Annotated in this window: 25 protein-coding genes, 1 tRNA gene and 1 pseudogene; 15 read left to right on the top strand and 12 right to left on the bottom strand. The window is 62.6% G+C overall.

The genetic code is table 11. From position 1 onward, the window contains the following. The first annotated feature begins 4 nt into the window (after positions 1 to 4). Positions 5 to 433 carry a Na+/H+ antiporter subunit G gene (locus Q4G22_RS09580; RefSeq protein ID WP_303385684.1) on the top strand — a complete coding sequence of 143 codons (429 nt, stop codon included), beginning with the start codon at positions 5 to 7 and terminating at the stop codon, positions 431 to 433. Between the two features lie 16 nt (positions 434 to 449). On the opposite strand, the gene Q4G22_RS09575 is transcribed toward Q4G22_RS09580, so the two are convergent. Together Q4G22_RS09575 and Q4G22_RS09570 are read right to left on the bottom strand one after the other, a co-directional pair. Continuing rightward, the gene (locus Q4G22_RS09575; RefSeq protein WP_303385752.1) at positions 450 to 1,802 is read right to left on the bottom strand and encodes a deoxyribodipyrimidine photo-lyase; all 1,353 of its coding nucleotides are present in this window, start codon (positions 1,800 to 1,802) and stop codon (positions 450 to 452) included. Then, entirely contained in the window at positions 1,799 to 3,250 is a 1,452-nt protein-coding gene (locus Q4G22_RS09570; RefSeq protein WP_303385683.1) for an aldehyde dehydrogenase family protein, read from the bottom strand. Before Q4G22_RS09570 ends, Q4G22_RS09575 begins: the two co-directional genes overlap by 4 nt. 173 nt (positions 3,251 to 3,423) lie before the next feature. Here Q4G22_RS09570 and Q4G22_RS09565 point away from each other — a divergent pair, with 173 nt between their 5' ends. Next, positions 3,424 to 4,080, top strand: coding sequence for a peroxiredoxin (locus Q4G22_RS09565; RefSeq protein ID WP_303385682.1), 657 nt, complete (start codon positions 3,424 to 3,426; stop codon positions 4,078 to 4,080). Positions 4,081 to 4,137: 57 nt separating this feature from the next. On the opposite strand, the gene Q4G22_RS09560 is transcribed toward Q4G22_RS09565, so the two are convergent. The 3 genes from Q4G22_RS09560 to pnp form a co-directional block, all read right to left on the bottom strand. Continuing rightward, a complete protein-coding gene (locus Q4G22_RS09560) occupies positions 4,138 to 4,992 on the bottom strand; it encodes a glycosyltransferase family 2 protein (RefSeq protein ID WP_303385681.1) in 855 nt (284 codons plus the stop codon). 31 nt (positions 4,993 to 5,023) lie between these two features. Beyond that, complete coding sequence (locus Q4G22_RS09555; protein ID WP_303385680.1) at positions 5,024 to 5,827, bottom strand: hypothetical protein; 804 nt, start codon at positions 5,825 to 5,827, stop codon at positions 5,024 to 5,026. Between the two features lie 76 nt (positions 5,828 to 5,903). Beyond that, positions 5,904 to 8,045, bottom strand: a complete 2,142-nt coding sequence (pnp, locus tag Q4G22_RS09550; protein WP_303385679.1) for a polyribonucleotide nucleotidyltransferase — start codon at positions 8,043 to 8,045, stop codon at positions 5,904 to 5,906. 380 nt (positions 8,046 to 8,425) lie between these two features. Here pnp and Q4G22_RS09545 point away from each other — a divergent pair, with 380 nt between their 5' ends. The 4 genes from Q4G22_RS09545 (at position 8,426) to Q4G22_RS09530 (ending at position 12,282) form a co-directional block, all read left to right on the top strand. After that, positions 8,426 to 8,662, top strand: coding sequence for a hypothetical protein (locus Q4G22_RS09545; protein WP_303385678.1), 237 nt, complete (start codon positions 8,426 to 8,428; stop codon positions 8,660 to 8,662). A 60-nt stretch (positions 8,663 to 8,722) separates the two neighbouring features. Further along, positions 8,723 to 9,778 (top strand): radical SAM protein, encoded by a 1,056-nt coding sequence (locus Q4G22_RS09540; protein ID WP_303385677.1) that lies wholly within the window; start codon positions 8,723 to 8,725, stop codon positions 9,776 to 9,778. 124 nt (positions 9,779 to 9,902) lie between these two features. Next, complete coding sequence (locus Q4G22_RS09535) at positions 9,903 to 10,958, top strand: 2,3-butanediol dehydrogenase (RefSeq protein WP_303385676.1); 1,056 nt, start codon at positions 9,903 to 9,905, stop codon at positions 10,956 to 10,958. Between the two features lie 112 nt (positions 10,959 to 11,070). Beyond that, the gene (locus Q4G22_RS09530) at positions 11,071 to 12,282 is read left to right on the top strand and encodes a PLP-dependent aminotransferase family protein (protein ID WP_303385675.1); all 1,212 of its coding nucleotides are present in this window, start codon (positions 11,071 to 11,073) and stop codon (positions 12,280 to 12,282) included. Between the two features lie 275 nt (positions 12,283 to 12,557). Here Q4G22_RS09530 and rpsO read toward each other — a convergent pair whose 3' ends face one another. The 5 genes from rpsO to Q4G22_RS09505 form a co-directional block, all read right to left on the bottom strand. Continuing rightward, entirely contained in the window at positions 12,558 to 12,827 is a 270-nt protein-coding gene (gene rpsO, locus Q4G22_RS09525; protein ID WP_303385674.1) for a 30S ribosomal protein S15, read from the bottom strand. Between the two features lie 137 nt (positions 12,828 to 12,964). Then, positions 12,965 to 13,837 carry a calcium-binding protein gene (locus Q4G22_RS09520; RefSeq protein ID WP_303385673.1) on the bottom strand — a complete coding sequence of 291 codons (873 nt, stop codon included), beginning with the start codon at positions 13,835 to 13,837 and terminating at the stop codon, positions 12,965 to 12,967. A gap of 78 nt (positions 13,838 to 13,915) precedes the next feature. Then, positions 13,916 to 14,422, bottom strand: coding sequence for a DUF1643 domain-containing protein (locus Q4G22_RS09515; protein WP_303385672.1), 507 nt, complete (start codon positions 14,420 to 14,422; stop codon positions 13,916 to 13,918). Between the two features lie 105 nt (positions 14,423 to 14,527). Beyond that, complete coding sequence (gene ykgO / locus Q4G22_RS09510; protein ID WP_028725484.1) at positions 14,528 to 14,653, bottom strand: type B 50S ribosomal protein L36; 126 nt, start codon at positions 14,651 to 14,653, stop codon at positions 14,528 to 14,530. Between the two features lie 87 nt (positions 14,654 to 14,740). Next, positions 14,741 to 14,815: transfer RNA gene (locus Q4G22_RS09505), tRNA-Val, on the bottom strand. A 156-nt stretch (positions 14,816 to 14,971) separates the two neighbouring features. Here Q4G22_RS09505 and Q4G22_RS09500 point away from each other — a divergent pair. The 4 genes from Q4G22_RS09500 to Q4G22_RS09485 are packed head-to-tail and all read left to right on the top strand — an operon-like array spanning position 14,972 to position 17,461. After that, positions 14,972 to 15,835 carry an N-formylglutamate amidohydrolase gene (locus Q4G22_RS09500; RefSeq protein WP_303385671.1) on the top strand — a complete coding sequence of 288 codons (864 nt, stop codon included), beginning with the start codon at positions 14,972 to 14,974 and terminating at the stop codon, positions 15,833 to 15,835. A 15-nt stretch (positions 15,836 to 15,850) separates the two neighbouring features. After that, on the top strand, positions 15,851 to 16,741 hold the full coding sequence (locus Q4G22_RS09495) for an SPFH domain-containing protein (protein ID WP_303385670.1): 891 nt from the start codon (positions 15,851 to 15,853) through the stop codon (positions 16,739 to 16,741). Beyond that, positions 16,738 to 17,013 (top strand): hypothetical protein, encoded by a 276-nt coding sequence (locus Q4G22_RS09490; protein ID WP_303385669.1) that lies wholly within the window; start codon positions 16,738 to 16,740, stop codon positions 17,011 to 17,013. The genes Q4G22_RS09495 and Q4G22_RS09490 overlap by 4 nt, the downstream gene beginning before the upstream one ends. Further along, entirely contained in the window at positions 17,006 to 17,461 is a 456-nt protein-coding gene (locus Q4G22_RS09485; protein WP_303385668.1) for an NUDIX hydrolase, read from the top strand. The genes Q4G22_RS09490 and Q4G22_RS09485 overlap by 8 nt, the downstream gene beginning before the upstream one ends. A gap of 8 nt (positions 17,462 to 17,469) precedes the next feature. Here the strand turns inward: Q4G22_RS09485 and Q4G22_RS09480 are convergent, their stop codons facing one another. Then, the gene (locus Q4G22_RS09480) at positions 17,470 to 18,228 is read right to left on the bottom strand and encodes a hypothetical protein (RefSeq protein WP_303385667.1); all 759 of its coding nucleotides are present in this window, start codon (positions 18,226 to 18,228) and stop codon (positions 17,470 to 17,472) included. A gap of 92 nt (positions 18,229 to 18,320) precedes the next feature. Here Q4G22_RS09480 and Q4G22_RS15725 point away from each other — a divergent pair. Then, positions 18,321 to 18,695, top strand: a pseudogene (locus Q4G22_RS15725) (GNAT family N-acetyltransferase); the annotation flags it as partial. 99 nt (positions 18,696 to 18,794) lie between these two features. Here Q4G22_RS15725 and pyrF read toward each other — a convergent pair. Continuing rightward, positions 18,795 to 19,481 (bottom strand): orotidine-5'-phosphate decarboxylase, encoded by a 687-nt coding sequence (pyrF, locus tag Q4G22_RS09470; protein ID WP_303385665.1) that lies wholly within the window; start codon positions 19,479 to 19,481, stop codon positions 18,795 to 18,797. A 102-nt stretch (positions 19,482 to 19,583) separates the two neighbouring features. On the opposite strand from pyrF, the gene Q4G22_RS09465 reads away from it, so the two are divergent. The 4 genes from Q4G22_RS09465 (at position 19,584) to Q4G22_RS09450 (ending at position 24,658) form a co-directional block, all read left to right on the top strand. Further along, the gene (locus Q4G22_RS09465; protein WP_303385664.1) at positions 19,584 to 20,231 is read left to right on the top strand and encodes a TenA family protein; all 648 of its coding nucleotides are present in this window, start codon (positions 19,584 to 19,586) and stop codon (positions 20,229 to 20,231) included. A 95-nt stretch (positions 20,232 to 20,326) separates the two neighbouring features. Then, positions 20,327 to 22,963 (top strand): ATP-dependent chaperone ClpB, encoded by a 2,637-nt coding sequence (clpB, locus tag Q4G22_RS09460; protein ID WP_303385663.1) that lies wholly within the window; start codon positions 20,327 to 20,329, stop codon positions 22,961 to 22,963. Positions 22,964 to 23,089: 126 nt separating this feature from the next. Continuing rightward, positions 23,090 to 23,302, top strand: coding sequence for a hypothetical protein (locus Q4G22_RS09455; RefSeq protein WP_303385662.1), 213 nt, complete (start codon positions 23,090 to 23,092; stop codon positions 23,300 to 23,302). A gap of 219 nt (positions 23,303 to 23,521) precedes the next feature. Then, positions 23,522 to 24,658, top strand: a complete 1,137-nt coding sequence (locus tag Q4G22_RS09450; RefSeq protein ID WP_303385661.1) for a hypothetical protein — start codon at positions 23,522 to 23,524, stop codon at positions 24,656 to 24,658. Positions 24,659 to 24,852: the final 194 nt, after the last annotated feature.

Raw genomic sequence — 24,852 nt, 5'->3', positions numbered from 1 at the left:
ACAGATGGCATTTATTGCGGAAATCCTTATCTCGGCCCTGCTGGTGATTGCCGGCCTGTTCGGGCTGATCGGGGCCATCGGTCTGGTCAAGCTGCCCGACCCGATGACCCGGCTGCACGGCCCGACCAAGGCGGCGACGCTGGGTGTGGGCGGGGTGCTGATCGCGTCTTTCCTGTGGTTCGCGGTCTTTGGCGATCATGTCAGCGTGCACGAGCTGCTGATTACCCTGTTCATCTTTCTGACCGCACCGATCACCGGCATGATGATCGCCAAGGCGCATATCCACCGTATGTGGCGCAAGGAAGACCTGCCGCCGCCCGGCAATGGCGAGGTCTGGGCCAATTTCGGCGATTCCGGCAAGCAGGGCGCGGTCGAACAGGCAATGCCGGAAAAGCGTGCCGCAGTGCGGGCGGGCGACGAAACCGCGCATTAAGACAACCGTTGCCCGGTTACGGGCGCGCCTGCTCATAAGCGGCCAGCGCCCGCGCCCGGCCCTCGGCCAATCCGATCACCGGGACGGGACGGGCGCGCGGTGTATCCCAAGACGGCGGAATCGCTGCCCGGAACAGCGCATCCCCCTGCCCCACCAGCCAATAGCGGCAATAATCGCCCCTCGGGTCAAATTTTGCCGCCTGCGTGTCGGGGTTGAAGATGCGGAAATAGGGCGCGGCATCCGGCCCGCTGCCCGCCACCCATTGCCAGTTCATCGCATTGCTGGCCGGGTCCCAGTCGGTCAGCGTATCGGCAAACCAGTCAAGGCCGATGCGCCAATGCGTCAGCAAGTGTTTCGTCAGGAAACTGGCGGCGATCATCCGCACGCGGTTGTGCATCCGCCCGGTGGCATAAACTTCGCGCATCCCGGCGTCCACGATGTCGATGCCGGTCAGCCCGCGCCGCCAGAGGTCCGCGTCGGGGTTGTCGCCACGCCACGGGAAACCGTCCCATTCCGCGCGCCACGCCTGCCGGTCTATCTGCGGTGCGTGGAAATACAGATCGCGGGCAAAATCGCGCCAGGCCAGTTCCGACAGAAAGGTTTCCGCCCCCTGCGCGCCTGCGTCCCGTGCCGCCAATCCAGCGTGCCAGACCTGCCGCGCGGAAATCTCGCCCACGGCCAGTGCATCCGACAGGCCGCTGGTCGCCGGATGATCGGGGCGGTTGCGATCGTCGCTGTAATCCTGAACCGGCCCGTCCAGAAACGCGGCCAGCCGGACGCGGGCCGCCGCCTCGCCCGCGCGGGTCTGGCTGGCCAGAACCTCGGTCCCCCGGCGCACTGCCGCGCCAAAATGCCAGTCGTCAGACGCGGGCCAGGCCGTGGGCGCTGTGATCTGCGGCACCGGCAGGGGCGCGGCAATATCCCGCCCCCGCAGATTGCGCCAGAAGGGCGTGAATTTCTGATAGGCCCCGCCGCTGCCCGTTTGCACGCTGCCGGGCGGGGCCAGCCAGTTACCGGGGTGGATATGCAACCTGTCGCCCAAGGCTTCGCGCGCCGCCCCTGCGCTGAAAAACGGGCGCGGGCTGTTCAGGTGCACCGTCTGCGCCCCGGTTTCCGCCATCAGCGCCGCCAGCACCTTGGCCGCATCGCCGCGCCGAACCACCAGCCGCGACCCGCGCGCCGCCAGATCACCCGACAGCGCCCGCATCGCCGCCCCAAGTCGCCACGCCGCAGCCGCGCCCAAGGCATCCTCGGGCACGTCCAGCACCATCACCGGCAAAACCGGCCCGCTGGCCGCTGCTGCCACCAGCGCCGGGTTATCGGTCAGCCGCAGATCACGGCCGACCCACCAGATGGCCGGTGCGCTCAGGCGTCGGCATCCCAGCCGCTGATTTCCTTGGAGTCCATGAACTCCTCCAGCCCCATGACGCCGCCTTCGCGGGCGCGGCCCGATTTGCCGACGCCGCCAAAGGCCGATCCTGCGCCGCGCGACACGCCGTTCATCTCGACCATCCCCGACCGCAATTGCCGCGCCAGCCGGTTACGCCGCGCACCGTCCTGAGACTGAACATAGTTGGTCAGCCCGTAAACCGTGTCATTGGCGATGGCGATGGCCTCTTCCTCGGTATCAAAGGGGATGATCGACAGCACCGGGCCAAAGATTTCCTGCCGCGCGATGGTCATGTCATTGTTCACATCGGCAAAGACCGTCGGGCGCACGAAATAGCCGCGGTTCACCCCCTCGGGCAGACCGGGGCCACCGGCGACCAGACGCGCGCCTTCGTCGATGCCCTTTTGGATCAGGCCCTGAATCTGATCCCACTGGCGCTTGCTGACCACGGGACCGATATGATTGCCCGGCTGATGCGCGGTGGCGACCGCCGTTTCATTGGCCACCTGCGCCGCCGTTTCCACCGCCTTGTCATAGACCTCGCGCTGGACCAGCATCCGCGTGGGCGCATTGCACGACTGGCCGCTGTTATAGAAGCAATGCCGCGCCCCACGCAGCACCGCCTTGTCGTCGGCATCGGCAAAGACCAGGTTCGCCCCCTTGCCGCCCAGTTCCAGCGCGACCTTTTTCAGCCCATCGGCAGCCGCCTTGCTGATCGCGATGCCGGCACGGGTCGATCCGGTAAAGGAAATCATCTCGACATCGGGATGCACGGTCAACTGCGTGCCGACGCCTTCGCCATCGCCGTTCACCAGGTTGAACACGCCGGGCGGCAGGCCCGCTTCATCCACGATCTCGGCAAAGACCATGCTGGACAGCGGCGCGATTTCCGACGGTTTCAGAATGCAGGTATCCCCCGCCAACAGCGCCGGAATGACCTTGAGCGTGACCTGATTCATCGGCCAGTTCCACGGCGTAATCAGCGCCACAACACCCACGGGTTCCCATGCGGTCATGCTGGTGGGGGCGTGCGACCCAAGCGGGCGGATGAATTTGAAATCCTTGAACGCCTTGATGAAATTGGTGATGTGATAGGTGCCGCTGTCAACCTGATCGCCCAACGACATATCCTGCGGCGCGCCCATTTCATGGGTGATCGCGGCGGCCATATCTCTGGCGCGGGCGTTGTAAACCTCAAGGATTTTCTCGACATAGGCCAGTCGTTCAGCGGGCGGAGTGGCCGACCAGGCCGGAAACGCCGCCTTGGCCGCAGCCACCGCCGCATCGACATCGGCCTGCCCGCCAAGGCTGATGACCGCGACAGGTTCTTCGGTCGAGGGGTCGATCACCTCAAGGTCGTTCGGCTGCGCAGGGTCCACCCATTCGCCGTTGATATAGAACTTCCGCTTGTCGGCAAGATCAGCCATGTCGCGTCTCCCTTGAGGTTGTTTCCATCAAGGTGGCACCCGCAATTGCCGTCCGCAAGGCCGGATCAATGGGCGATCTGCCCGGTTCACGGTCATTCTGCCATGCCGATCACGACTGGCAATCCCGACGGGCCACCCTATGTTAACCGCAGCACAACAATCCCGAGGTTCCCATGTCGCTTCGCATCAACGACACCGCCCCCGATTTTACCGCCAATTCTACCGAGGGCGAGATCCGCTTTCATGACTGGATCGGTGACAGCTATGCCATCATCTTCAGCCACCCGCGCGACTTTACCCCGGTCTGCACGACCGAATTCGGTGCCGTCGCGCAGCTGGCCCCGGAATGGGAAAAGCGCAACACCAAGGTGATCGGCGTGTCGGTGGACAGCGTGGACGACCACCAGAAATGGAAGCGTGACATTTCAGCCTTTGCCAGCGCACCGGCGGACTTCCCGATTATTGATGACACCGACCTGACGCTTTCCAAGGCCTATGACATGCTGCCGGCCGAATTCTATCTGCCGACCGAAGGCCGCACCCCCGCCCATTCGGCCACGGTGCGCACGGTCTATATCATCGGTCCCGACAAAAAGGTGCGGCTGTCGCTGACCTATCCGATGTCGGTGGGCCGCAACTTTGCCGAAATCCTGCGCGCGCTGGACGCGGTGCAGAAAACCGACGGCGTGCCGCTGGCCACCCCGGCGAACTGGGTGCCCGGTCAGGATGTGATCGTCGCCCTGTCTCTGGATGACGCCGCCGCCGAGGCAAAATACGGCACGCTGGACAAGAAATTGCCCTATCTGCGCTTTGCCAAAGACCCGGCATAAGGCTGCCTACGCGCCGTTGGCCTGCTGGCGGCGCGTGATTTCATACGGGGGCGCCGGTCAATATCCGTCCGGCTCGCGCGGCTCTTCGGGGGCAACCCGGCGCGCGGCCTCGGCCTGATACCGCTTGGCCTCGGTCAAAAAAGAATAAATACCGCCCTTGGCCGCATGGATGAAACCCGGCCAGCCACAGCGCCACAGCCCATGACGGAAATACCAGCGCAGAAAGAAAACCGGCGGGCTAAACAGCATCTTCCACGGGCGCGCCTTTTGCCCGCGATCCAATTTCATTTGCGCCTTCAGCGTCGAATACTTGTTTTCCTTCTGCATCTGATCGTGCAGCGAAATCGGGCTGAAATGCAGTAAACCGCCGGGCCGTGCCATACGCACCTCGCCGTCGATGCGGATGCCCTCGTGAACCAGGTCCGTCGTGTTGAACCGCCCGGTGCCGCGTCGGAACAGCCGGTTGTGATACCGCTCATGCGCGCGGGGCGGGACATAGCCATAACCGATCAGATAATCATAACGGGTGATTTTCCAGCCGTTCACCTCCGGCTGATTCAGCAGTTCCGGCATCCTTTCGCGCAAGGCGCGGCTGACCCGTTCATCACTGTCGATGGACAGGCACCAATCCTGCGTGCATTGGTCCAGCGCGAATTGTTTTTGCGCCCCGAACCCGCGCCACGGCTCGTGCAGCAGCCTGATCGGTAGTCCTTCGTCTCGCAAAGCCTCGATGGTGGCAACGGTGCCGTCGGTCGAGCCGGAATCCACCGCGATGATCTCGGCACAAAAATCAACGCTGCGCAGACAGCGTTCGATCACACGTTCTTCGTTTTGACAGATCACAAAGGCGGAAATGGGCAGAATCATCGTCCGGTCCAGCAAGGGGCGCAAAGCAGTTACACCGCGCATCATGGTTCAGAAAAACACCGTCGAACAGATGATCTTACACCGTGATGCCGTCACGGCGCGCCTGTTCGATCAGGTCAGCAAGATAAGACCCCTCGGGCACCTGTCCAGCGTGATGTCGCGCCAGATGCGCCCGCATCAAACCACCCCACAGATGCAGCCCCCAGGCCGAGTCAGGGATCTGCGCCGGGGACAGCGCGCCGGGGGTAATGAACCGCGGCATCTGGCCGATGGGGACGGAATAGAATGCCTCGACGGGCATGGCATGGCTGATCTCGCCGGTTTCACGCAGGTAATGGGTCAACGCATGAGGCCCGATGCTGCCCCACGGCCAGACATCGATCGGCAAGCCACGCCCAAGCCCGCGCAGGCGGTATTTCCATTTCCGAAACCCCGTCAGCAAAGGCGGCGTGGCGACTGTATCTTCGTTGAATTTCAGCAACTCGCGCAGGGCCAGCGATTCAGGTGGCATCCGCAAAACCGCGCAGTTCACCGCCCCGGCATGATCTTCGAAACCAAAGACATAGGGTGAATCGAACCGAAAGGGCCGCAAAGCGATCAGGTCCAGATCGACCCAGATCGCCGCGCTGCGATCCATCAGGGCATAGCGGAACAGATCGGAATGCAGCGCCGGGCTGCCACTACGGCGATGCCGGACAATCCGTCGCGCAGGCAATATCTGCGCGGCATCCCGGTTTTCCACGTCTCGCGGCAAATTCGCAACCGGGTCATAGCTGTAAACGATCACCTTGTGCCCCAGACGCAGAAAGGAATGGAGACTGACAATTTCAATTTCGCCCAAGCGTCCGCCGATCCAAAGGCTGGCAAGATCACGATCCATCGGCATCCCCCGTTTGACGTGCCTGAAAAAAGAAAGGCCCGGCTGATGCCGGACCTTTCCGCGAATCCATGCGGAATTATTCCGCCGTATCCTCTTTCTTCTCGACGATCTCCTCGCCGGTTTCCTGATCGACCATCTTCATGCCAAGGCGCACCTTGCCGCGGTCGTCAAAGCCCAGCAGTTTGACCTTTACTTCCTGACCTTCCTTCAGCACCTCGTTCGGGTGGTTCAGGCGCTTGCCCGCGATCTGGCTGACGTGCACCAGACCGTCGCGCTTGCCGAAGAAGTTCACGAAGGCGCCGAAATCAACCAGCTTCACCACCTTGCCGGTGTAGATCTGGCCTTCTTCCGGCTCTGCCACGATCGACCAGATCATGTCATAGGCCTTCTTGATCGAATCGGCATTGGCCGAGGCGATCTTGATGGTGCCGTCGTCGTTGATGTCCACTTTCGCGCCCGAGGTTTCCACGATCTCGCGGATGACCTTGCCGCCCGAGCCGATCACTTCGCGGATCTTGTCGGTCGGGATCTGCATCGTTTCGATGCGCGGGGCGTGGGCGGAAAATTCGCGGCGGCCTTCGGTCAGGGCTTTGGACATTTCGGCCAGAATGTGCATCCGGCCATCCTTGGCCTGTGCCAGCGCCTGTTCCATGATCGCGGGCGTGATGCCGGCCACCTTGATGTCCATTTGCAGGCTGGTGATGCCGTTTTCGGTGCCAGCGACCTTGAAATCCATGTCGCCCAGGTGATCTTCATCACCCAGAATGTCGGTCAGCACCGCATATTTGCCGTCATCTTCCAGAATCAGGCCCATCGCGACGCCCGCAACCGGGGCCTTCAGCGGCACGCCCGCATCCATCATCGACAGCGAGCCGCCACAGACCGAAGCCATGGACGACGAGCCGTTCGATTCGGTGATTTCGGACACCACGCGGATGGTATAGGGGAAATCCGTCGCGGCAGGCAGCACGGCTTGCAGCGCGCGCCATGCCAGCTTGCCGTGGCCAATCTCGCGGCGACCGGGGCTGCCGACGCGGCCAACCTCACCGACCGAATAGGGCGGGAAGTTGTAGTGCAGCAGGAAATTGCTGCGGAAATTACCGTGCAGCGCGTCGATGATCTGTTCATCATCGCCGGTGCCCAGCGTGGTCACGACCAGCGCCTGCGTTTCGCCGCGGGTGAACAGGGCCGAGCCATGCGTGCGCGGCAGGATGCCGACTTCGCTGTCGATGGCGCGCACGGTCTTGTTGTCGCGCCCGTCGATCCGCGCCCCGCCCGAGATGATGTCGCCGCGCAGAATGCCCGATTCCAGCTTTTTCAGCGCCGAACCGAGGTTCGCATCGGCCAGTTCATCTTCGCCCAGCGATTCAAGGATCTTCACCTTGGCCGCCTCGATGGCGTCGCGGCGTTCACCCTTGTCGCGAATGGCATAGGCGGCGCGCATGTCATCGCCACCAAGCGATTTCACCCGCTCATACAGCGCTGAATAATCGGGCGACTGAAAATCGAACGGCTCTTTCGCGGCGACTTCGGCCAGGTCAATGATCAGGTCGATGACCGGCTGCATCTGTTCGTGGCCGAATTTGACCGCGCCCAGCATTTCGTCTTCGGTCAGCTCATAGGCTTCGGATTCGACCATCATCACGGCGTCTTTGGTGCCGGCGACGACCAGATCCAGACGCTGTTCGGGGTTATTGCGCAGCTGATCCATGTCCGAGACTTCGGGGTTCAGCACATATTCGCCGCCCACGAAACCGACGCGCGCGGCGCCAATCGGACCCATGAAGGGCACGCCCGAAATCGTCAGCGCAGCCGATGCGGCGATCATCGCCACGATGTCGGGGTCGTTGACCAGATCGTGCGACAGCACGGTGCACATGACCAGCACTTCGTTCTTGAAGCCCGGCGCGAACAGCGGGCGGCAGGGACGGTCGATCAGACGCGCGGTCAGCGTCTCTTTTTCGGTCGGGCGCGCCTCGCGTTTAAAGAAACCGCCCGGCACTTTGCCGGCGGCATAGTATTTTTCCTGATAATGCACGGTCAGCGGGAAAAAGTCCTGCCCCGGCTTGGGTTCTTTGGCAAAGGTGACGTTCGCCATGACGCTGGTTTCGCCCAGCGTGGCGATGACCGACCCGTCGGCCTGACGCGCAACCTTGCCCGTTTCCAGCGTCAGCGTTTCCTGACCCCACTGGATTGATTTCTTCACTTCATCAAACATCTGATTTCCTCATGGATGCCAGCCCTCTGGCAACCCTTTCCTATGGCGGCCCCATTGCCGCCGCCCCCTATCCTGTGCATGTGGCCGGGGGCGGGCCTCACGTCGCAGATTGCATGGACATATCGGAAAATCGGCCTGTTGGGAAGTGGGTGTGACAGTCCCCAGGATCATGGACAAGCAGGCAGAAAAGCCGCCCGGCCACGGGCGCAACAGCGTATAACCCCGCATTAAAATACAGTCAGTTCACGATATTATTTTTATTCGATCATCATATTTGACAGAATCGAATATTTGCGCGAACATATCAATTGCGGAACGGTCCGCAGGCGCGCATTATCGCCGCGCTCTTTTCAAACAGTGTGAGGTTCAAAATGCCCGAGATGCCGGAAAACATCCGAAAATTGCTGGAAGAAAACCCCGATCTTGTCAAAAACCTGGCCAATCCGGATTTCATCAGCCGGATCAACTCGGAAATGGCCAAGGTCGCGGGGCTTGCCGACTGGTGTGTTGCCTGCGGTGCCAGCAGTTCACGCGCGGTCCCCGATTTTTCCGAGGTCATGCAGCCCCTGACACGGGATGAAATCAGAACAATTGGCAAGCGCCTGACAAATCTCTGACTGGCGGGCGGGCGCTTGCCATGCCCGCCCGTTCAACCCGTTTATCATATGGTGGTTAAAATGTCCTATGCCGGCAATCTTCATACGCTGCACCTGAATGTCACCAATACCTGCAACCTGTCCTGTTCCTTTTGCTATATCAATGCGGTAAAGGCCAAGACGCTGGATGTGCCGCTGGATCGCATCCGCACATTGGCGCAGGAATGCACGGCGCTGAACTGTCAACGCGTCATCATATCGGGCGGAGAGCTTTTTGCCCGCAAGGACTGGTTTCATATCTGCAAAGCCTTCGACGACCAGCAGATCGAGGTTTCTCTGGTTACGAACGGCACCTTGCTGGATGACCGCAAGCTGGATCAGCTTGGCACGCTCAAGCTTTTATCCATTCTGATTTCTCTTGATGGCGACAAGAAAAACCATGACAGCATTCGCGGCATGGATGGCGCCCATGAAAAGACCGTTGCCGCAATCCGAAACTGCGCGGGGCGGGGATTCTTTACGCAGGTCAACTGCACAATCATAAAACGGAACAAGTCAGACGTTCCCGTTCTGACGGAAATATCCCTTGAAACCGGCGTTCCATTCCGGTTTTCATTGCTCAACCCTTACAACGGGCGCGGCCCCAATCTTTTGCCTGATGCCCTGGACGTGACCGAAATTCTGGAACTGCGCGACTTTTGCCACAAGGTTCGGAAAAGGGGGGCCAAAGTCTTTCTGAATGTGCCGCCTCTGCTTTTGCCGCCCGAGGATGTGATCCCGATCCGCAGCCCGGCCTGCGGCTGGACGGAATCCTATTGTGGCATCACCCATGACGGACATGTCACCATCTGCGGTGTCGCCGGGGCCGACAAAACGCTGCATCAGGGCAATATCATGGAGCGGTCTTTTGTGGACATCTGGCGCAACTCACCGCTGTTCAATTCGCTGCGCGCATTGGGCACCGGCGATCTCAAAGGGATATGCGGCCGCTGCAAGCTGCGCGACATCTGCGGCGGCGCGTGCCGGTTGTCGGCCTATAAAGGCAGCGGCGACTTTACCCAGTCCTACAAAATGTGCCAGACTTTTTATGACTATGGGCTGATCCCCGAAAACGCATTGGACCAGATCGCAGCCTGATCGCTGGTCCGCCTCAGCCTTGCGCCCGTGGCATGACGGCTCTGCCCGTGATTGCCACGGCTTTTTGTGTCCGGCACAGCTGAATTATGCTATGATAATGGGACAACCTCTCAGGAGAAAAACCATGAAAGCAGCACGCTGGCATAAGGCCAAAGACATCCGTGTCGAAGACGTTGCCGAACCGGCACCCGGCCCCGGTCAGGTCAAGATCAAGGTCAAATGGACCGGCATCTGCGGCAGCGATCTGCATGAATATCTGGCTGGCCCGATCTTTGTTCCGGTCAAGGAACCGCACCCGGTCAGCGGCGATATCGCCCCGATCATCATGGGCCACGAATTTTCCGGCGAAGTCACCGAACTGGGCGAGGGCGTGACCCGCCTGGCCGTCGGCGACCGCGTGGTGGTGGAACCGATCCTGGCCTGCGGCACCTGCGATTCCTGCCGCCATGGCAAATACAACACCTGCGACAAGCTGGGCTTTCACGGCCTGTCGGGCGGCGGCGGCGGCTTTTCCGCCTATACCACCGTGGGCGAGCAATGGGCGCACAAGATGCCCGAGGGGTTGTCCTTTGAACAGGGCGCGCTGGTCGAACCCGCCGCCGTGGCGCTGCACGCCGTCCGTATCTCCAGCCTCAAGGCGGGCGGCACGGCGGTGGTGTTCGGGGCCGGTCCCATCGGCCTCTTGATCGTGGAATCGCTGCGCATCGCCGGGGCCTCGGCCATCCATGTGGTTGAATTATCCGCCGAACGTGGCGCCAAGGCACTGGAACTGGGCGCGACGACGATCATCAACCCCGCCAACGAAGATACCGTCGCCCGCATCCGCGACCTGACCCCCGGCGGCGTCGATGTCGCGTTCGAAGTGACGGGCGTGCCCGCCGTGCTGCAACAATGCATCGACGCCACCCGCTATGACGGTGAAACGCTGATCGTCTCGATCTGGGAAAAAGAGGCGTCCTTCCAGCCCAATACCGTCGTGCTCAAGGAACGCAGCATGAAGGGCACCATCGCCTATCGCGACGTATTCCCCGCCGTCATGCAACTGATGACGCAGGGCTGGTATTCCGCTGACAAGCTGGTGACGAAACGCATCCAGATCGACGACATCGTAGAGGAAGGGTTCGAAACGCTGGTCAGGGAAAAGACCCAGATCAAGATTCTGGTACAGGCCCCCGACTGATCCCGGCGGGTGCCGCGTCAGCACCGCCCCCCTTACCCCGATGCGGCAGGGTCATTGACATTCCCCTGCCGCAGGAATTTTGTGCCCCGACAGTCAGGGCACAGGATAGATCATGGATTGGCAACAGATCTTTGCCTCCCGCATGATGCGGATGAAGGCGTCGGAAATTCGCGAACTTCTGAAACTGCTGGATCAGCCCGACATCATCTCGTTCGCGGGCGGCATCCCCGACCCGGCGCTGTTCCCGGCCCAAGCCTATCGCAGCGCCATGGCCGAGGCGCTGTCCGATGCCACCGCGCCCATAGCGCTGCAATATTCCGTCAGCGAAGGCTATCGCCCGCTGCGCGACTGGATCGTGCAGGAAATGGCGCGGTCAGGCGTGACCTGCACCGCCGACAACATCCTGATTACCTCAGGCTCGCAACAGGCGCTGGATTATCTGGGCAAGCTGCTGTTGTCGCCCGGCGATACCGCGCTGGTGAACTGGCCCAGTTATATGGGTGCGCTGGGTGCGTTCAACGCCTATGAACCCCGCTATGACCGGCTGAACGGCAATGCCGGGCCTGCTGAATTTGCCGCAGCGGCGGGGGCGGCAGGGGGCCGGGTCAAATTTGCCTATCTCTCTGCCGATTTTGGCAACCCCACGGGCGAAACGCTGGACCTTGCCGGGCGCGAGGCGCTGATCGACCTTGCCGACGAACTGGACATCGCCATTATCGAGGATAACGCCTATCAGCGCCTGCGCTATGACGGCGATGCCGTGCCGTCGATCCTTGCTCTGGAAATCGCGCGCAAGGGCAATATCGAAAACTGCCGCACGGTCTATTGCGGATCGTTTTCCAAATCGCTGGCGCCGGGGCTGCGCATCGGCTGGGTCTGCGCCGCGACCCCCGCGATCAACCGGCTGGTGCAGGTGAAACAGGCCGCCGATCTGCATTCGGCAACGCTGAATCAGGTCGTGACCGCCCATGTCGCGCAATCGGTGTTCGAAGATCACGTCGCCGGGCTGCGTCAGACCTATGGCCGCCGCCGCGACCTGATGCTGGCCGCGCTGGATCGCGACATGCCCCAGGGCGTCACCTGGACCCGGCCACAGGGCGGCATGTTCGTCTGGCTGACCCTGCCCGCGCAGATGGACGGCGCCACGCTGCTGGCGCAGGCACTGGCCGATGAAAAGGTCGCCTTCGTGCCGGGCCGGGCCTTTTTCGCCGATGGCTCGAACGGCAACACCATCCGGCTCAGCTTTACCCTGCACGAAGCCGACGCCATGAACGAAGGCATTGCCCGTCTGGGTCGCGCGATCAGGAATTACCGCGCGGGTTAGCACATCATTGGCACAAACCCGTTGCGCATTCTTCGCCACTTCTGCGGCAGTAACGACAGATGCGCGGATGCATTGCCATATCATCTGGCAATGCATCCGGGTTCCATCCGGCACCGGCGGCCATAGCCGGGTATCGGACAAAATGGCGGCCGCGGGGGCTGGTCATGACTGCAATGATCGGCCCCGGACGTGACGCAACGCCCTCTGCCGTTGCGCAACGAAAAACGCCCGCAGCACATGCCACGGGCGTTCGGTCGTTCAGCCGTGGGCCGGGATCAGCGGCGCAGGCCCAGACGCTGGATCAGGTCGGTGTAACGCGACTCTTCCTTGCGCTTGAGATAGTCCAGCAGCTTGCGGCGCTGTGCGACCAGCTTCAGCAGGCCGCGGCGGCTGTGGTTGTCTTTTTTGTGGGTTTTGAAATGCTCGGTCAGCGTGGCAATACGCGAGGACAGGATCGCAACCTGCACTTCGGGGCTGCCGGTGTCACCGGCTTTGGTGCCGAATTCCTTGATGACGCGATTCTTTTCTTCAACGGTGATCGACATCGGGGTCTCCTTTCAGGATCAAAGGGTTATGGCGCAGGCCGGGATGTCGTCCAGCTCAGGCCCGTGGAGCACCACACAGGCTAAATGCCCGGCGGATGCGCGCATATAGGGGAATCTGCCGTGAAAAGAAACCCCTGTTACGCGCGAACGATAACAATCTGCGCCTGATCCAGCGCCAGAGGGTTGCTGAACTCCCCCATCGCCACGCCATCGACATGCAGCCGCATATTGCCATTCCGGTGTTCCACGATGTCAATCAGAACATCATCCGGTGCGTCGGCGGGCAGATGCACCTCGATCCGGTCCTCGCGCCCGTCGAAATCACCGATCATCGGCACGCGCCCATCCACCGCGCGCAGCACAAAGGTATCGGCCCCCGCGCCGCCTTCGGCGAAATCGCCGGCGCCCGGCATCAGCGTGTCATCACCCGCGCCACCATGCAGCCATGCCCGCCCGCGATCATTCCCGATCAGCAGATCATTCCCCGCACCACCGTCCAGATCATCGTCGCCCGGCCCGGCGATCAGCGTATCGTCGCCCTCGCCGCCGGACAGCCAGTCATCGCCCGACCCACCCTCCAGCAGATCATCGCCGGTGCCGCCGAACAGCGTATCGTTGCCCGGCCCGCCGCGCAGCGTGTCATCGCCGCCCTGCCCCGCCAGCCAGTCATTGCCGCGCCCGCCAATCAGCAGATCATCACCCGCCGCATCATGGGTGCCATCCCCTTCCAGCCAGTCATCGCCAAGACCGCCGATCAGCGTGTCATTTCCACCGCCGCCGCGCATATCGTCATTACCATCATGGCCGCGCAACAGATCGTCACCGTCACCGCCCGCCATCTGGTCATCACCCGCACCGCCATCGACAGGCTGCTGCGCCTCGGGCGTGTCATCGGGGGGCAGGTCGTCATCACCGGGCAAGGGCTCATCATCAGCGGCATCCCTGCCCGATGAAAAATCCATCGCAACCCCGACCAACAACAGGCTCACCACACTGGCCAGCACCCACATCACCACTCTCCGCAGAACTACATACGGACAGGATAGCCGATTCACACTTCTTTAACGAAATGCTTTCGCAATAAAGGGTTAAGGGCGCCACTCCTCGGGCGCGCGGGCATAAGCCACATACAGCGGATGCCGGGGCGCGCCGCCCGCCGTCAAGCCCAGATGCAGCAAAGGCCGCCCGCATCCTGCCATCATCGCGCGCACGGCCAGATCCCGGCCCAGCAGGCGGCCATGCACACCCCAGGCGCACAGAACCGCACCGGCCTCGGCAACCACTTCCAGAATCATCGCGTCATTCTGCGGTCCGACCGGATCAGCCGCCCGCGCCAGATCCGCTGGACGCGTCGCACGCCATGCAAACAGATTGACCACCGACAGCGCATCATAGCCCAGCATCCGCGTCCGCCGCTCGACCCGCTCGATGGTGGGGTCATTCGCGGCCTCGGTCGCGGTCGACGGGTTCAGCATCACCCAGACCAGCGCCGCCCCTGCCCCCCAGCGGCGCGTCAGAACATAGCGATAGCCACCGCAGCCGGAATAAACCGCCCGCGAATCACGGCCCTCGCCCGAATGCCACCGCTCGATCATCGCCCCGCCGTTTCCTGCTTGCCCAAAGCCCCACCTTGGGCCGGAACAGGGCAAAGAAAAACCCGCCGTTTCCGGCGGGCTGTTCGTTTCGCAAAATCGCGTGCCTCAGCCCTGACGGGCCTTGAAACGACGATTCGTCTTGTTGATGACGTAGATGCGCCCCTTGCGGCGGACGATCTGACAATCACGGTGCCGGCTCTTGAGCGAGCGGAGCGAGTTGCGAACCTTCATCGGTCTCTCCTCTTGTCGCGGCGCTGCGCTGGCCGCCTTGGCGAAAACGAAATGCCCCCGACGCGAATGCCGGGGGCGGCGAATAAATGGTGGGCGGTACTGGGATCGAACCAGTGGCCACTACGATGTCAACGTAGTGCTCTACCGCTGAGCTAACCGCCCGAACCTTGGTGATTCTGCCAGCAGCCATTGGGGCTGCACCGGCCAAACCGCGTTTGGTCCGCGTGTCTATATAGGCAGGCAGCAGGGGTTTCAAGTGCTATTGGCGACAAACGAAACAAGCTATACATTGGCAACCAATCCGCCCAAGGCCGCAACATGACCTATGATCCGCCGCCCTTTGAAATGAATGTCCCCGGCGACTGGGCCAGTGGCGTGATCTTCGGCTCTCCTCATTCGGGCGATCATTATCCCGACTGGTTTCTGGCGGGCACATCGCTGCCGCGAAATGTGCTACGATCTTCTGAGGATGCCTTTGTTGATCGTCTGATCGCATCCGCCCCCCGGCATGGCGCAGCCACGCTGACGGCCCGTTTCCCGCGTTGCCTGGTTGATCTGAACCGGGGCGCGGATGAAATCGACCCGCATATCGTGCGCGGCGTGCCCCGGCATCCGCTGAATCAGCGGACCCTGGCCGGGCTGGGGGTGATCCCGCGTGTCGTCACACAGGGACGGGCCATTCACGACACCCCCATCGACCGGACCGAGGCTGACCGCCGAATCAACCAATACTGGCGGCCCTATCATCAGGCGCTGACCTCGATGATCTGCGCGGCGCAGGCGCGATTCGGCCAGGCGATCCTGATCGACATGCATTCGATGCCCCGCGATGCGCTGAACCATCTCAGCGGGGCGCGGCCCGATGTGGTGCTGGGCAACCGGCACGGGCTGTCGGCCTCGACCCGCATCAGCGACATCATTGCCGCAGCCTTCAACGCCGAGGGCTGGCGCGTGCGCCGCAACGCGCCCTTCGCCGGGGCCTATATCGCATCCGCCTATGGCCGACCGGCGCAGAATATCCATGTGGTGCAGGTGGAAATCGACCGCAGCCTGTATATGGACGAAACCAGCATCACCCCCCTGCCCGGCTTTTCCGTCTTTGCCGCGCGGATGAACCGGGTTATCCGCACCCTGTCGCGGCTTGATGCGGGGGGCACCAGCAGCCTGATGGCCGCCGAATAATCCAGCGGAGGACGAATGCCCGATCAGATTATTGAATTGTTGTCCCGGAACATCGCGCTGATCGTTCTGGCCATTGTCATTTACTGGGCCATCTCATCCGCCGTGCGGATCGTGCCGCAGTCAGAAAAATTCGTGGTCGAGCGATTTGGGCGGCTGCGTTCGGTTCTGGGGCCGGGGATCAATATCATCACCCCGTTCATCGACCGTGTGGCGCACCGCATTTCCATTCTGGAACGGCAGTTGCCGACCAACCGGCAGGACGCGATCACCGCCGATAACGTGCTGGTGCAGGTGGAAACCTCGGTCTTTTACCGGATCATCGAACCAGAAAAGACCGTCTATCGCATCCGCGACATTGACGCCGCCATTGCCACCACCGTCGCCGGGATCGTGCGGTCGGAAATCGGCACGATGGAACTGGATCAGGTGCAATCGAACCGCGCCGCCCTGATTACGCGGGTCAAGGAATCGGTCGCCGATGCCGTCGATGACTGGGGGATCGAGGTGACGCGCGCCGAAATCCTCGACGTCAATCTGGACGAGGCGACCCGCGCCGCCATGCTGCAACAGCTGAACGCCGAACGCGCCCGCCGCGCGCAAGTGACCGAGGCCGAGGGCAAGCGCCGCGCCGTCGAACTGGCCGCCGACGGCGATCTGTATGCCGCCGAGCAAGAGGCCAAGGCCAAACGCATTCTGGCCGAGGCCGAGGCATTCGCCACCACCGCCATCGCCGAGGCGATCGCCAAAGGTGGCATTCAGGCCGCGCAATATCAGGTGGCGATGAAACAGGTCGATGCGCTGACCGCCGTGGGCAACGGGCCGGGCAAGCAGACCGTGCTGATCCCCGCCGCCGCGCTGGATTCCTTTGCCGATGCCTTCCGGCTGTTGCGGGGGGCAGAGAAATGATGTGGCAGAACGGCTGGATCTGGCTGAACGCCGCGCTGCTGCTGGCGGCGCTGGAACTGGCGCTGCCGGGCTGGTTCTTTATCGGCATCGCACTGGCCACGGCGCTGATGGGTATGGCGCTGCTGGCCGGGTTGTGGACGGGCGGCCTGCCGATGGCTCTGGTCGTCACGGCGGTTCTGTCAGGGGTGATCTGGCTGATCCTGCGCCGTGCCCTGCCCCGCAGCCGGGGCGAGGTCCGCATCTGGGATCGCGACATCAACGACAATGACTGAAACGACCGTGACTGGTGCACCCGCCGCCAAAGAACGCTTTGTCGGGGCCAAGCTGATCCTGACCTGCGGCGACAGCATCCTGGTGATGCAGCGCGACGATCTGCCCGGCCTGCCATGGGCAGGCATGTGGGATCTGCCCGGCGGCGGTGCCGAGCCGGGCGAAACCCCGCCCGACTGCGCGCTGCGCGAACTGGCCGAGGAAACCGGGCTGCATCTGGGCCAGGATCGCATCACCCGCGCCGAACCCCGCCCCTCGATCAGCAAGCCGGGGCGGATCGGCTGGTATTTCATCCTGCCGATTACCGCGGACGAGGCTGCATCGGCCCGGCTGGGCGACGAAGGTCAGGCGCTGCGCCTGATGCCCGTGGCCGAGTTCATCAGCCACCCGCAGGCGATCCCCGCCTTTCGCGATATTGTGGCGGAAATGGTGGCGGGCAAGCCTGCATAGGTGCCCCCTTATCCGGTGATACGCACCGCCAGACGAACCAGCCAGCGCATCCCGTCGCCCTTGACCGCCCAACTGGTCGCAAAGGCGAAACAGGCCACCGCCTCGGCCCAGAACACCGGCTGCCACAGACTGCCCGGCGCAACGGGGCGGCCCCACAAAACAGCAATGGCCAGCATCGCCAGAATGATAATCACGCCACAGATGCGATAGATCAGCTTGCTGGCGCGGCGTTCGGCGGTGTCATCGGGGCTGCGGGTGAACAGGATCAGGCAGAACACCACCAGCGCGGCAAAGAACACCGCCGCCGACAGCACATGCGCCCAGCCCGCCAGTCCCGGCGTCAGCAATTGTTGAACGAAATTGCAATTGGCGGGCAGCGCCGCCAGATCACACAGCGGCAGGTCAAAACGCGGCAGCGCCGGAATCCACGCCGTGCCAAGCGCCCCGAGTGACGCCACCCGCGCCACCACCAGATCGCTGAAGAACTGGTCCTTGAGACGGCGAAACCCCTGATAGGACCACAAAAACACCGCAATCGCGCACAGCGTGCCGGTAAAAATCACCCCGACCGGGCTGTAGTGGTAATCCGACATGGTGGGCAGTGGCGGCTGCTGATGGATCAGGCTGTAAAGAAACAGCGCCACCGGCAGGAAAAACCCCAGCAGCCCGACCGCGCGCCGCACCGACCGGAACGACAGAACCAGATCGTTATCGGCCTTTTGCTGATCGTGCAGCGCCTGCTGGGCTGCGGTTATGGTGCTGGCCATGATGTCCCCCGTTTCGCCAAAGGGTTGCACGGTCGCGCAGAGCGATCAACAACCCCTTAACGCAGCGTCCGTTGCCGTATCAGAGTGCGCCGATGCCCCACCCGAAATGCCCTTATCCGAAACCGTTCCGGGATCAGGTCATCGCTCTGGCCCTGTCAACATGGTGCCCCGTCCTGCCTCACACCGCGACCGAGGCGCAGCGCTTTGCCAAGGATGCCTTTTATCCAAAGGGTTTGGAACAGCGTCTTACCGGGGATATTGCCGCGTTTCTGGCCAGCCACGGCGATCAGGTCTGGCTGGCGATGCGGTCCGATAGGGTCGCGGGCTTTATTGGCCTGCGCCTGCACCCCGAAAATCAGACGGGCAAAGTGCATATCCTTGCCGTCCGCCCCGACCAGCAACGGCAAGGCATAGGGCGGCAACAGACGGCCTTTGCCGAACAGCATCTGCGCGACGCGGGGTTAGGGATGGTCATGGTCGAAACCATCGGCGACAGCGGACACGCCCCGGCGCGCCGGTTCTATCGGGGCGCGCAGGGTATGAACCCTGGCTGGTTGCCCACTATTTCAAACGGCTTTGATCTCATCCAGCACGGCCTTTGCTGCGGCGCGTGGATCGGCCGCCTGCCAGATCGGTCGCCCGACAACGATGTGATCCGCCCCGGCAGCCAGCGCGGCGGCAGGCGTCTCGACCCGCTTTTGATCGCCTTTGTCCGTGCCCGCAGGCCGCACGCCCGGCGTGACGATCAGTCCCGCGCCGGGCAAGGCACGGATCGCCGCCGCCTCGCGCGGGGAACAGATGATGCCGTCGGCCCCCGCCTCAAAGGCGCGGGCGGCGCGGTCCACGGTCAGATCGTGCAGATCGCCGGGCGCAATCAGCGCCGCATCCAGATCAGCCCGGTCCAGCGAGGTCAGGATCGTGACCGCCAGAATTTTCAGATTGCTGCCCGCCGCCCCCTGTTTGGCCGCGCGCACCACATGCGGGTCACCATGCACGGTCAGGAAATCCAGATCGAACTGCGCCAGCCCGCGCACGGCGGCTTCGACCGTGGCACCGATGTCGAACAGCTTCATGTCCAGAAAGATGCGCTTGCCATGTTCCTGCTTCAGCTCATTGGCAAGGGCCAGCCCGCCGCCGGTCAGCATCCCCAGCCCGATCTTGTAAAAACCCACCGCATCGCCCAGCCGTCCGGCCAGATCCAGCCCCGCCACCGCATTGGGCACATCCAGCGCCACGATCAGCCTGTCGTCCATCGTCATCACCCCTGATTGATGCCCGCCTTGTGCCATGACGCCAAGCTGGTTGAAACCCCGGTCCCGACGCCGCATCCTGCGCCAAACGCAGCGGAGAAAGACATGACACGCTTTACCGATCAATTGCAGGCCGGGGTCCGGGCCGAATGGGACCGCGCGGTTCACCACGATTTCGTCAAAGGCGTTTTCGACGGCAGCCTGCCCGATGCGGTCATGGCGCGGTATCTGGTGCAGGATCACCGCTTTCTGGACAGTTTTCTGGCGCTGTTGGGCGGGGCGATGGCGACGGCCGACAGCACGGCGGCCCGGCTGCGTCTGGGGCGGTTCGTCGGCATGGTCTCGACCGAGGAAAACACCTATTTCCTGCGCGCCTTCGATGCGCTTGGCGTGACCGAGGCCGACCGCGCCGCCACCCCCAACACCGCGCCGACCACCGGCTTTGCCGATCTGATGCGCGAGGCGGCGACCAGCGGTTCCTATGTCGCCTGTCTGTCGGTGCTGAATGTCGCGGAATGGCTGTATCTGGACTGGGCCAGCCGCGCGCCACAGCCCCTGCCCGGCAATTTTGTCCATGCCGAGTGGATCACACTGCACGACAATCCGGATTTCCGCGATTTCGTGGCCTTTCTGCGCGCCGAACTGGATCGCATCGGACCAGATGACGCCGAAACCGCCCGCGATTTCTTTCGCCGCGCCGTGGCGCTGGAGGTCGCCTTTTTCGATGCTGCTTTTGCACCGCCGCAGGCTTGAACGCTGCCTGACCGGACCACATCTAAAGGCCAGACCCGCACCACGCCGTGCCATGACGGGCGGCGCATCTGCGGGGGCTGAAAGAGGGTTATCACATGAATATGGAAAAATTTACCGAACGGTCTCGCGGCTTCATTCAGGCCGCTCAGACCATCGCGATCCGCGAAGAAAATCAGCGGGTTGTTCCCGAACATCTGCTCAAGGCGCTGATGGATGACGATCAGGGGCTGGCGGCCAACCTGATTACCCGCGCCGGCGGCAATGCACAGGCCGTGCGCAGCGCCGTGGATCAGGCCGTGGCCAAGCTGCCCAAGGTCAAGGGCGGCGGCGGTCAGGTTTACGTCGATCCGTCCATGGTCCGCGTGCTGGACGAGGCCGAACAGATCGCCAAAAAGGCGGGCGACAGCTTTGTGCCGGTCGAACGCATCCTGATGGCACTGACAATGGTGAACACCAACGCCAAGGACGCACTGGATGCGGGCGGCGTCACCGCGCAAAAGCTGAACGGGGCGATCAACGACATCCGCAAGGGCCGCACGGCTGACAGCGCCAGTTCCGAAGACACGATGGAGGCGCTGTCGAAATACGCCCGCGATCTGACCGAGGCGGCCGAACAGGGCAAGATCGACCCGATCATCGGCCGGGACGAGGAAATCCGCCGCGCCATGCAGGTGCTGTCGCGCCGCACCAAGAACAACCCGGTGCTGATCGGTGAACCCGGCGTCGGTAAAACCGCCATCGCCGAGGGGCTGGCGCTGCGCATCATCAACGGCGATGTGCCGGAATCTCTGCGCGACAAAAAGCTGATGGCGCTGGACATGGGCGCGCTGATCGCCGGGGCGAAATACCGCGGCGAGTTCGAGGAGCGGCTGAAAGCGATCCTGAAAGAAGTCGAAAACGCCGCCGGGGAAATCATCCTGTTCATCGACGAATTGCACGTGCTAGTCGGCGCAGGCAAGACCGATGGCGCGATGGATGCCGCGAACCTGATTAAACCCGCCCTTGCGCGGGGCGAATTGCATTGCGTCGGCGCGACTACGCTGGACGAATACCGCAAATATATCGAAAAAGACGCGGCCTTGGCCCGCCGGTTCCAGCCGGTGCTGATCGAACAGCCCACGGTCGAGGATACCATCTCGATCCTGCGCGGCATCAAGGAGAAATACGAACTCCACCACGGCGTGCGCATTTCCGATGCTGCGCTGGTGGCTGCGGCGGAACTGTCGAACCGCTATATCACCGACCGTTTCTTGCCCGACAAGGCCATCGACCTTGTGGACGAAGCCGCCAGTCGTCTGCGGATGGAGGTTGACAGCAAGCCCGAGGAACTGGACGCGCTGGACCGGCAGATCCTGCAAATGCAGATCGAAGCCGAGGCGCTGAAGAAAGAGGATGACGCGGCATCGCGCGACCGCTTGGAACGGCTGGAAAAAGACCTGGCCGACCTGCAACAGCGCAGCGCCGAAATGACCGCCCGCTGGCAGGGCGAACGCGACCGTCTGGAAGGCGCGCGCGGGTTGAAAGAACAGCTTGACCGCGCCCGCGCCGAACTGGATCAGGCCAAGCGCGAAGGCAATCTGGCCCGCGCCGGTGAGCTGTCTTACGGCATTATTCCTGGGCTGGAAAAGCAACTGGCCGAATCCGAGGATCAGGACAACGCCCTGATGGTCGAAGAGGCCGTGCGCCCCGAACAAATCGCCGAGGTGGTCGAACGCTGGACCGGCATCCCCACCAGCAAGATGCTGGAGGGCGAGCGTGACAAGCTGCTGAAGATGGAGGAAATCCTTGGCAAGCGCGTCATCGGTCAGGCCGAGGCCGTCACCGCCATTTCCAAGGCCGTGCGCCGTGCGCGGGCCGGACTGTCGGATGAAAAGCGGCCGCTTGGGTCGTTCCTGTTCCTTGGCCCCACGGGCGTCGGCAAGACAGAACTGACCAAAGCGATGGCCGAATATATGTTCGACGACGAAGATGCGATGGTTCGCATCGACATGTCGGAATATATGGAAAAGCACGCCGTCAGCCGGCTGATTGGTGCGCCCCCCGGCTATGTCGGCTATGACGAAGGCGGTGCCTTGACCGAGGCTGTCCGCCGCAGGCCCTATGCCGTCGTGCTGTTCGACGAGGTGGAAAAGGCGCATCCGGATGTGTTCAACATCCTGCTGCAAGTGCTGGATGACGGGCAGTTGACCGACGGTCAGGGCCGCAAGGTCGATTTCAAGAACACGCTGATCGTGCTGACCTCGAACCTTGGCGCGCAGGCGCTGTCGCATCTGCCTGCCGACGCCGACAGCGGCGCTGCACGGGCCGATGTGATGGAGGCGGTGCGGGCGCATTTCCGCCCCGAATTCCTGAACCGTCTGGACGAGATCATCATCTTCCGCCGCCTGACGCGCGAGAATATGGACGGGATCGTGCGCATCCAGCTGTGGCTGCTGGAACAGCGGCTGGCCCAGCGCAAGATCACGCTGGATCTGGACGACAAGGCGATGCACTGGCTGGCCGAGGAAGGTTATGATCCGGTGTTCGGCGCGCGTCCCTTGAAACGGGTGATCCAGCGCGCGCTGCAAGATCCGCTGGCGGAAATGCTGCTGTCGGGCGAGGTGCTGGACGGGCAGACAGTCCGTGTCAGCGCCGGCGATGACGGGCTGATCGTGGGCGATCATGTCGGCACCGCCGGGCACAAGCTGGGCGCGGTGGGCGAAGGCCCGCGAGGCGAACCAACGGTCCACTGAAAACCGTTCCCTGAGACCCAAAGGCCCCGGTTCGCCGGGGCCTTGCTGCATCACCGCCTCAGAATCACGCTGTTCGCCCAACCGACTGCGCGGCGACCCCAAGCTCTGCCCCGGCGCTGCGGGCGGATGCCCCTGACCGGCACCAATGCCGATTTCCGAAGACAACGTATCACCGCACCGTTCAAAAAATCGCTGCCAGTTCAGGGCGGCAAAACCCCTGATACGGTCGTTAATCTGGTAATCGACCCGCGCGCCGACGCTGACAAAGGGCATGGCCTGCATCCTGCCATCAAAGCGCACATCGCGCAGGCGGGTGAAACCGATAGCTGCATCGCATAACCCGTTGTGCGGCATGGCGTTGGGTTCGTTGGCCAGCACGGCTATTACCGGCACCAGTGCCGCTGTCAGCGTGATGGGAATCTTGTCAGCATCTGCCCAGCCATGCTTGGCATCCGCCCTGAAATCAGTTTTTTTAATAAAAATCAAACCCATGACGGCAAGATGAAACTTCACCGCCACCTGTGCGTTCGATCTGTGAACCACATAAAGGGAGATTTCGTGCTTTATCTTGATATTCCGACCCAGACGCAGATCGACAAACTGGCCGACACCCGCAGCCTCGCGGCGGTGTCCATCTATCTGGCCGCCACGCCGCTGACGCAGGACGCCGATCTGACCCGCATCAGCCTGAAAAACCACGCACGCGAAGCCATCACCCAGCTTGAAACCACACAGCTTGAAACCACAGGTGCCGATAAACGCGACGTGCAGGCCATCAGCGAACAACTGGCGGAACTGGATGAGGATACGGGCTTCTGGGCCTATCAGGCGTATGGGCTGGCGCTGTTCGTCACGCCAGAACGGCTGCGTATCTTCCGGTTGGCCAACCGGCTGACAGATTCGGTCCATGTGGCCGACCGCTTTCATCTGAAACCGCTACTGCGCGCGACAAGTTTTTCTAACAGCGCCTTTGTGCTGGCTCTTGCAGAAAACAGTGTGCGCCTGATCGACGTTCCCGCCGAAGGTGCGACGGATGAGGTGGACGTGCCAGGGATGCCCAAGGATGCCTATGACGCGCTTGGGCTGACCGAGACGAACGAGCGGTCGCAGAATACACGTATTCACGGTTCCGAGGGCAAAGAGGTGCGGCACCGCCAATATGTGCGTGCGGTCGATAAGGCGCTGCACAAATTGTTGGGCGATAGCGAACGCCCGCTGATCGTGGCCGCCGCCGACCCCCTGCGACATGTGTTCACGCAGCAAAGCGATTATCCGGGGCTAGCCAGCGAAACCATTCAGGGCAACCCCGAACACAAGACCCCCGCTCAACTGGCCGAAGCCGCCCGCCCGATTATGGAAGGGTTGCAAAAGGACAAGATCGAGGCACTGCACGATCTGTATGAAACCCGCGCGAACGAAGGCCGCGCCAGTGCCGATCTGGCTACCATCGCACGGGCGGCTGTGTCGGGCGCGGTGCAGACTCTGTTGGTCGATATGGACAAGGTGGTGCCGGGTATCCTGCACGAGGACGGCGCAATTCAGACGGCAGATGCGCCGTCGGCGGAAACCTATGGTCTGACCGATCAGATCGCGCTGAAGGTTCGGGCGCAGGGTGGGCGTGTGCTGTCGGTGCGCGCAGATGATCTGCCGGATGCAGGCAGCCCGGTTGCCGCGATCCTGCGGTGGGCGGTCTGACAGGCCGCGCATCTTTGTCTGCGGGGTCTTAGTGACGACCAGCAGACCGGGCGTGAAGAACTCAAAGGGCGCGCTGCAATGCGCGCCCTTTATCTTGCGGGGCTGCGCTGGCCGCGCTGGTCGAAAGCGCCGCGCACAGGATTATCGGAGTTTGCAAGGATCTTGCCATCGCCCGCCACGCGGATGCAGCGATG

This window comes from Paracoccus sp. (in: a-proteobacteria) (genome assembly GCF_030538655.1).
Classification (GTDB): Bacteria; Pseudomonadota; Alphaproteobacteria; order Rhodobacterales; family Rhodobacteraceae; genus Paracoccus.
Note: the sequence above shows the minus strand (reverse complement) of the source record. Positions and strands in the feature narration are given on the sequence as shown.

What these genes read in the sequence shown, in the direction of transcription:
- Q4G22_RS09480 (WP_303385667.1), bottom strand. Translation starts at nt 18,228, where the DNA reads ATGGCCAGCACCATAACCGCAGCCCAGCAGGCGCTGCACGATCAGCAA.
- Q4G22_RS09495 (WP_303385670.1), top strand. Translation starts at nt 15,851, where the DNA reads ATGCCCGATCAGATTATTGAATTGTTGTCCCGGAACATCGCGCTGATC.
- clpB (WP_303385663.1), top strand. Translation starts at nt 20,327, where the DNA reads ATGAATATGGAAAAATTTACCGAACGGTCTCGCGGCTTCATTCAGGCC.
- Q4G22_RS09520 (WP_303385673.1), bottom strand. Translation starts at nt 13,837, where the DNA reads ATGTGGGTGCTGGCCAGTGTGGTGAGCCTGTTGTTGGTCGGGGTTGCG.
- Q4G22_RS09565 (WP_303385682.1), top strand. Translation starts at nt 3,424, where the DNA reads ATGTCGCTTCGCATCAACGACACCGCCCCCGATTTTACCGCCAATTCT.
- ykgO (WP_028725484.1), bottom strand. Translation starts at nt 14,653, where the DNA reads ATGAAGGTTCGCAACTCGCTCCGCTCGCTCAAGAGCCGGCACCGTGAT.
- Q4G22_RS09485 (WP_303385668.1), top strand. Translation starts at nt 17,006, where the DNA reads ATGACTGAAACGACCGTGACTGGTGCACCCGCCGCCAAAGAACGCTTT.
- Q4G22_RS09500 (WP_303385671.1), top strand. Translation starts at nt 14,972, where the DNA reads ATGACCTATGATCCGCCGCCCTTTGAAATGAATGTCCCCGGCGACTGG.
- Q4G22_RS09540 (WP_303385677.1), top strand. Translation starts at nt 8,723, where the DNA reads ATGTCCTATGCCGGCAATCTTCATACGCTGCACCTGAATGTCACCAAT.
- Q4G22_RS09580 (WP_303385684.1), top strand. Translation starts at nt 5, where the DNA reads ATGGCATTTATTGCGGAAATCCTTATCTCGGCCCTGCTGGTGATTGCC.
- Q4G22_RS09555 (WP_303385680.1), bottom strand. Translation starts at nt 5,827, where the DNA reads ATGGATCGTGATCTTGCCAGCCTTTGGATCGGCGGACGCTTGGGCGAA.
- pnp (WP_303385679.1), bottom strand. Translation starts at nt 8,045, where the DNA reads ATGTTTGATGAAGTGAAGAAATCAATCCAGTGGGGTCAGGAAACGCTG.
- Q4G22_RS09515 (WP_303385672.1), bottom strand. Translation starts at nt 14,422, where the DNA reads ATGATCGAGCGGTGGCATTCGGGCGAGGGCCGTGATTCGCGGGCGGTT.
- Q4G22_RS09535 (WP_303385676.1), top strand. Translation starts at nt 9,903, where the DNA reads ATGAAAGCAGCACGCTGGCATAAGGCCAAAGACATCCGTGTCGAAGAC.
- Q4G22_RS09545 (WP_303385678.1), top strand. Translation starts at nt 8,426, where the DNA reads ATGCCGGAAAACATCCGAAAATTGCTGGAAGAAAACCCCGATCTTGTC.
- Q4G22_RS09490 (WP_303385669.1), top strand. Translation starts at nt 16,738, where the DNA reads ATGATGTGGCAGAACGGCTGGATCTGGCTGAACGCCGCGCTGCTGCTG.
- Q4G22_RS09570 (WP_303385683.1), bottom strand. Translation starts at nt 3,250, where the DNA reads ATGGCTGATCTTGCCGACAAGCGGAAGTTCTATATCAACGGCGAATGG.
- rpsO (WP_303385674.1), bottom strand. Translation starts at nt 12,827, where the DNA reads ATGTCGATCACCGTTGAAGAAAAGAATCGCGTCATCAAGGAATTCGGC.
- Q4G22_RS09560 (WP_303385681.1), bottom strand. Translation starts at nt 4,992, where the DNA reads ATGATGCGCGGTGTAACTGCTTTGCGCCCCTTGCTGGACCGGACGATG.
- pyrF (WP_303385665.1), bottom strand. Translation starts at nt 19,481, where the DNA reads ATGGACGACAGGCTGATCGTGGCGCTGGATGTGCCCAATGCGGTGGCG.
- Q4G22_RS09465 (WP_303385664.1), top strand. Translation starts at nt 19,584, where the DNA reads ATGACACGCTTTACCGATCAATTGCAGGCCGGGGTCCGGGCCGAATGG.
- Q4G22_RS09530 (WP_303385675.1), top strand. Translation starts at nt 11,071, where the DNA reads ATGGATTGGCAACAGATCTTTGCCTCCCGCATGATGCGGATGAAGGCG.
- Q4G22_RS09455 (WP_303385662.1), top strand. Translation starts at nt 23,090, where the DNA reads ATGCCCCTGACCGGCACCAATGCCGATTTCCGAAGACAACGTATCACC.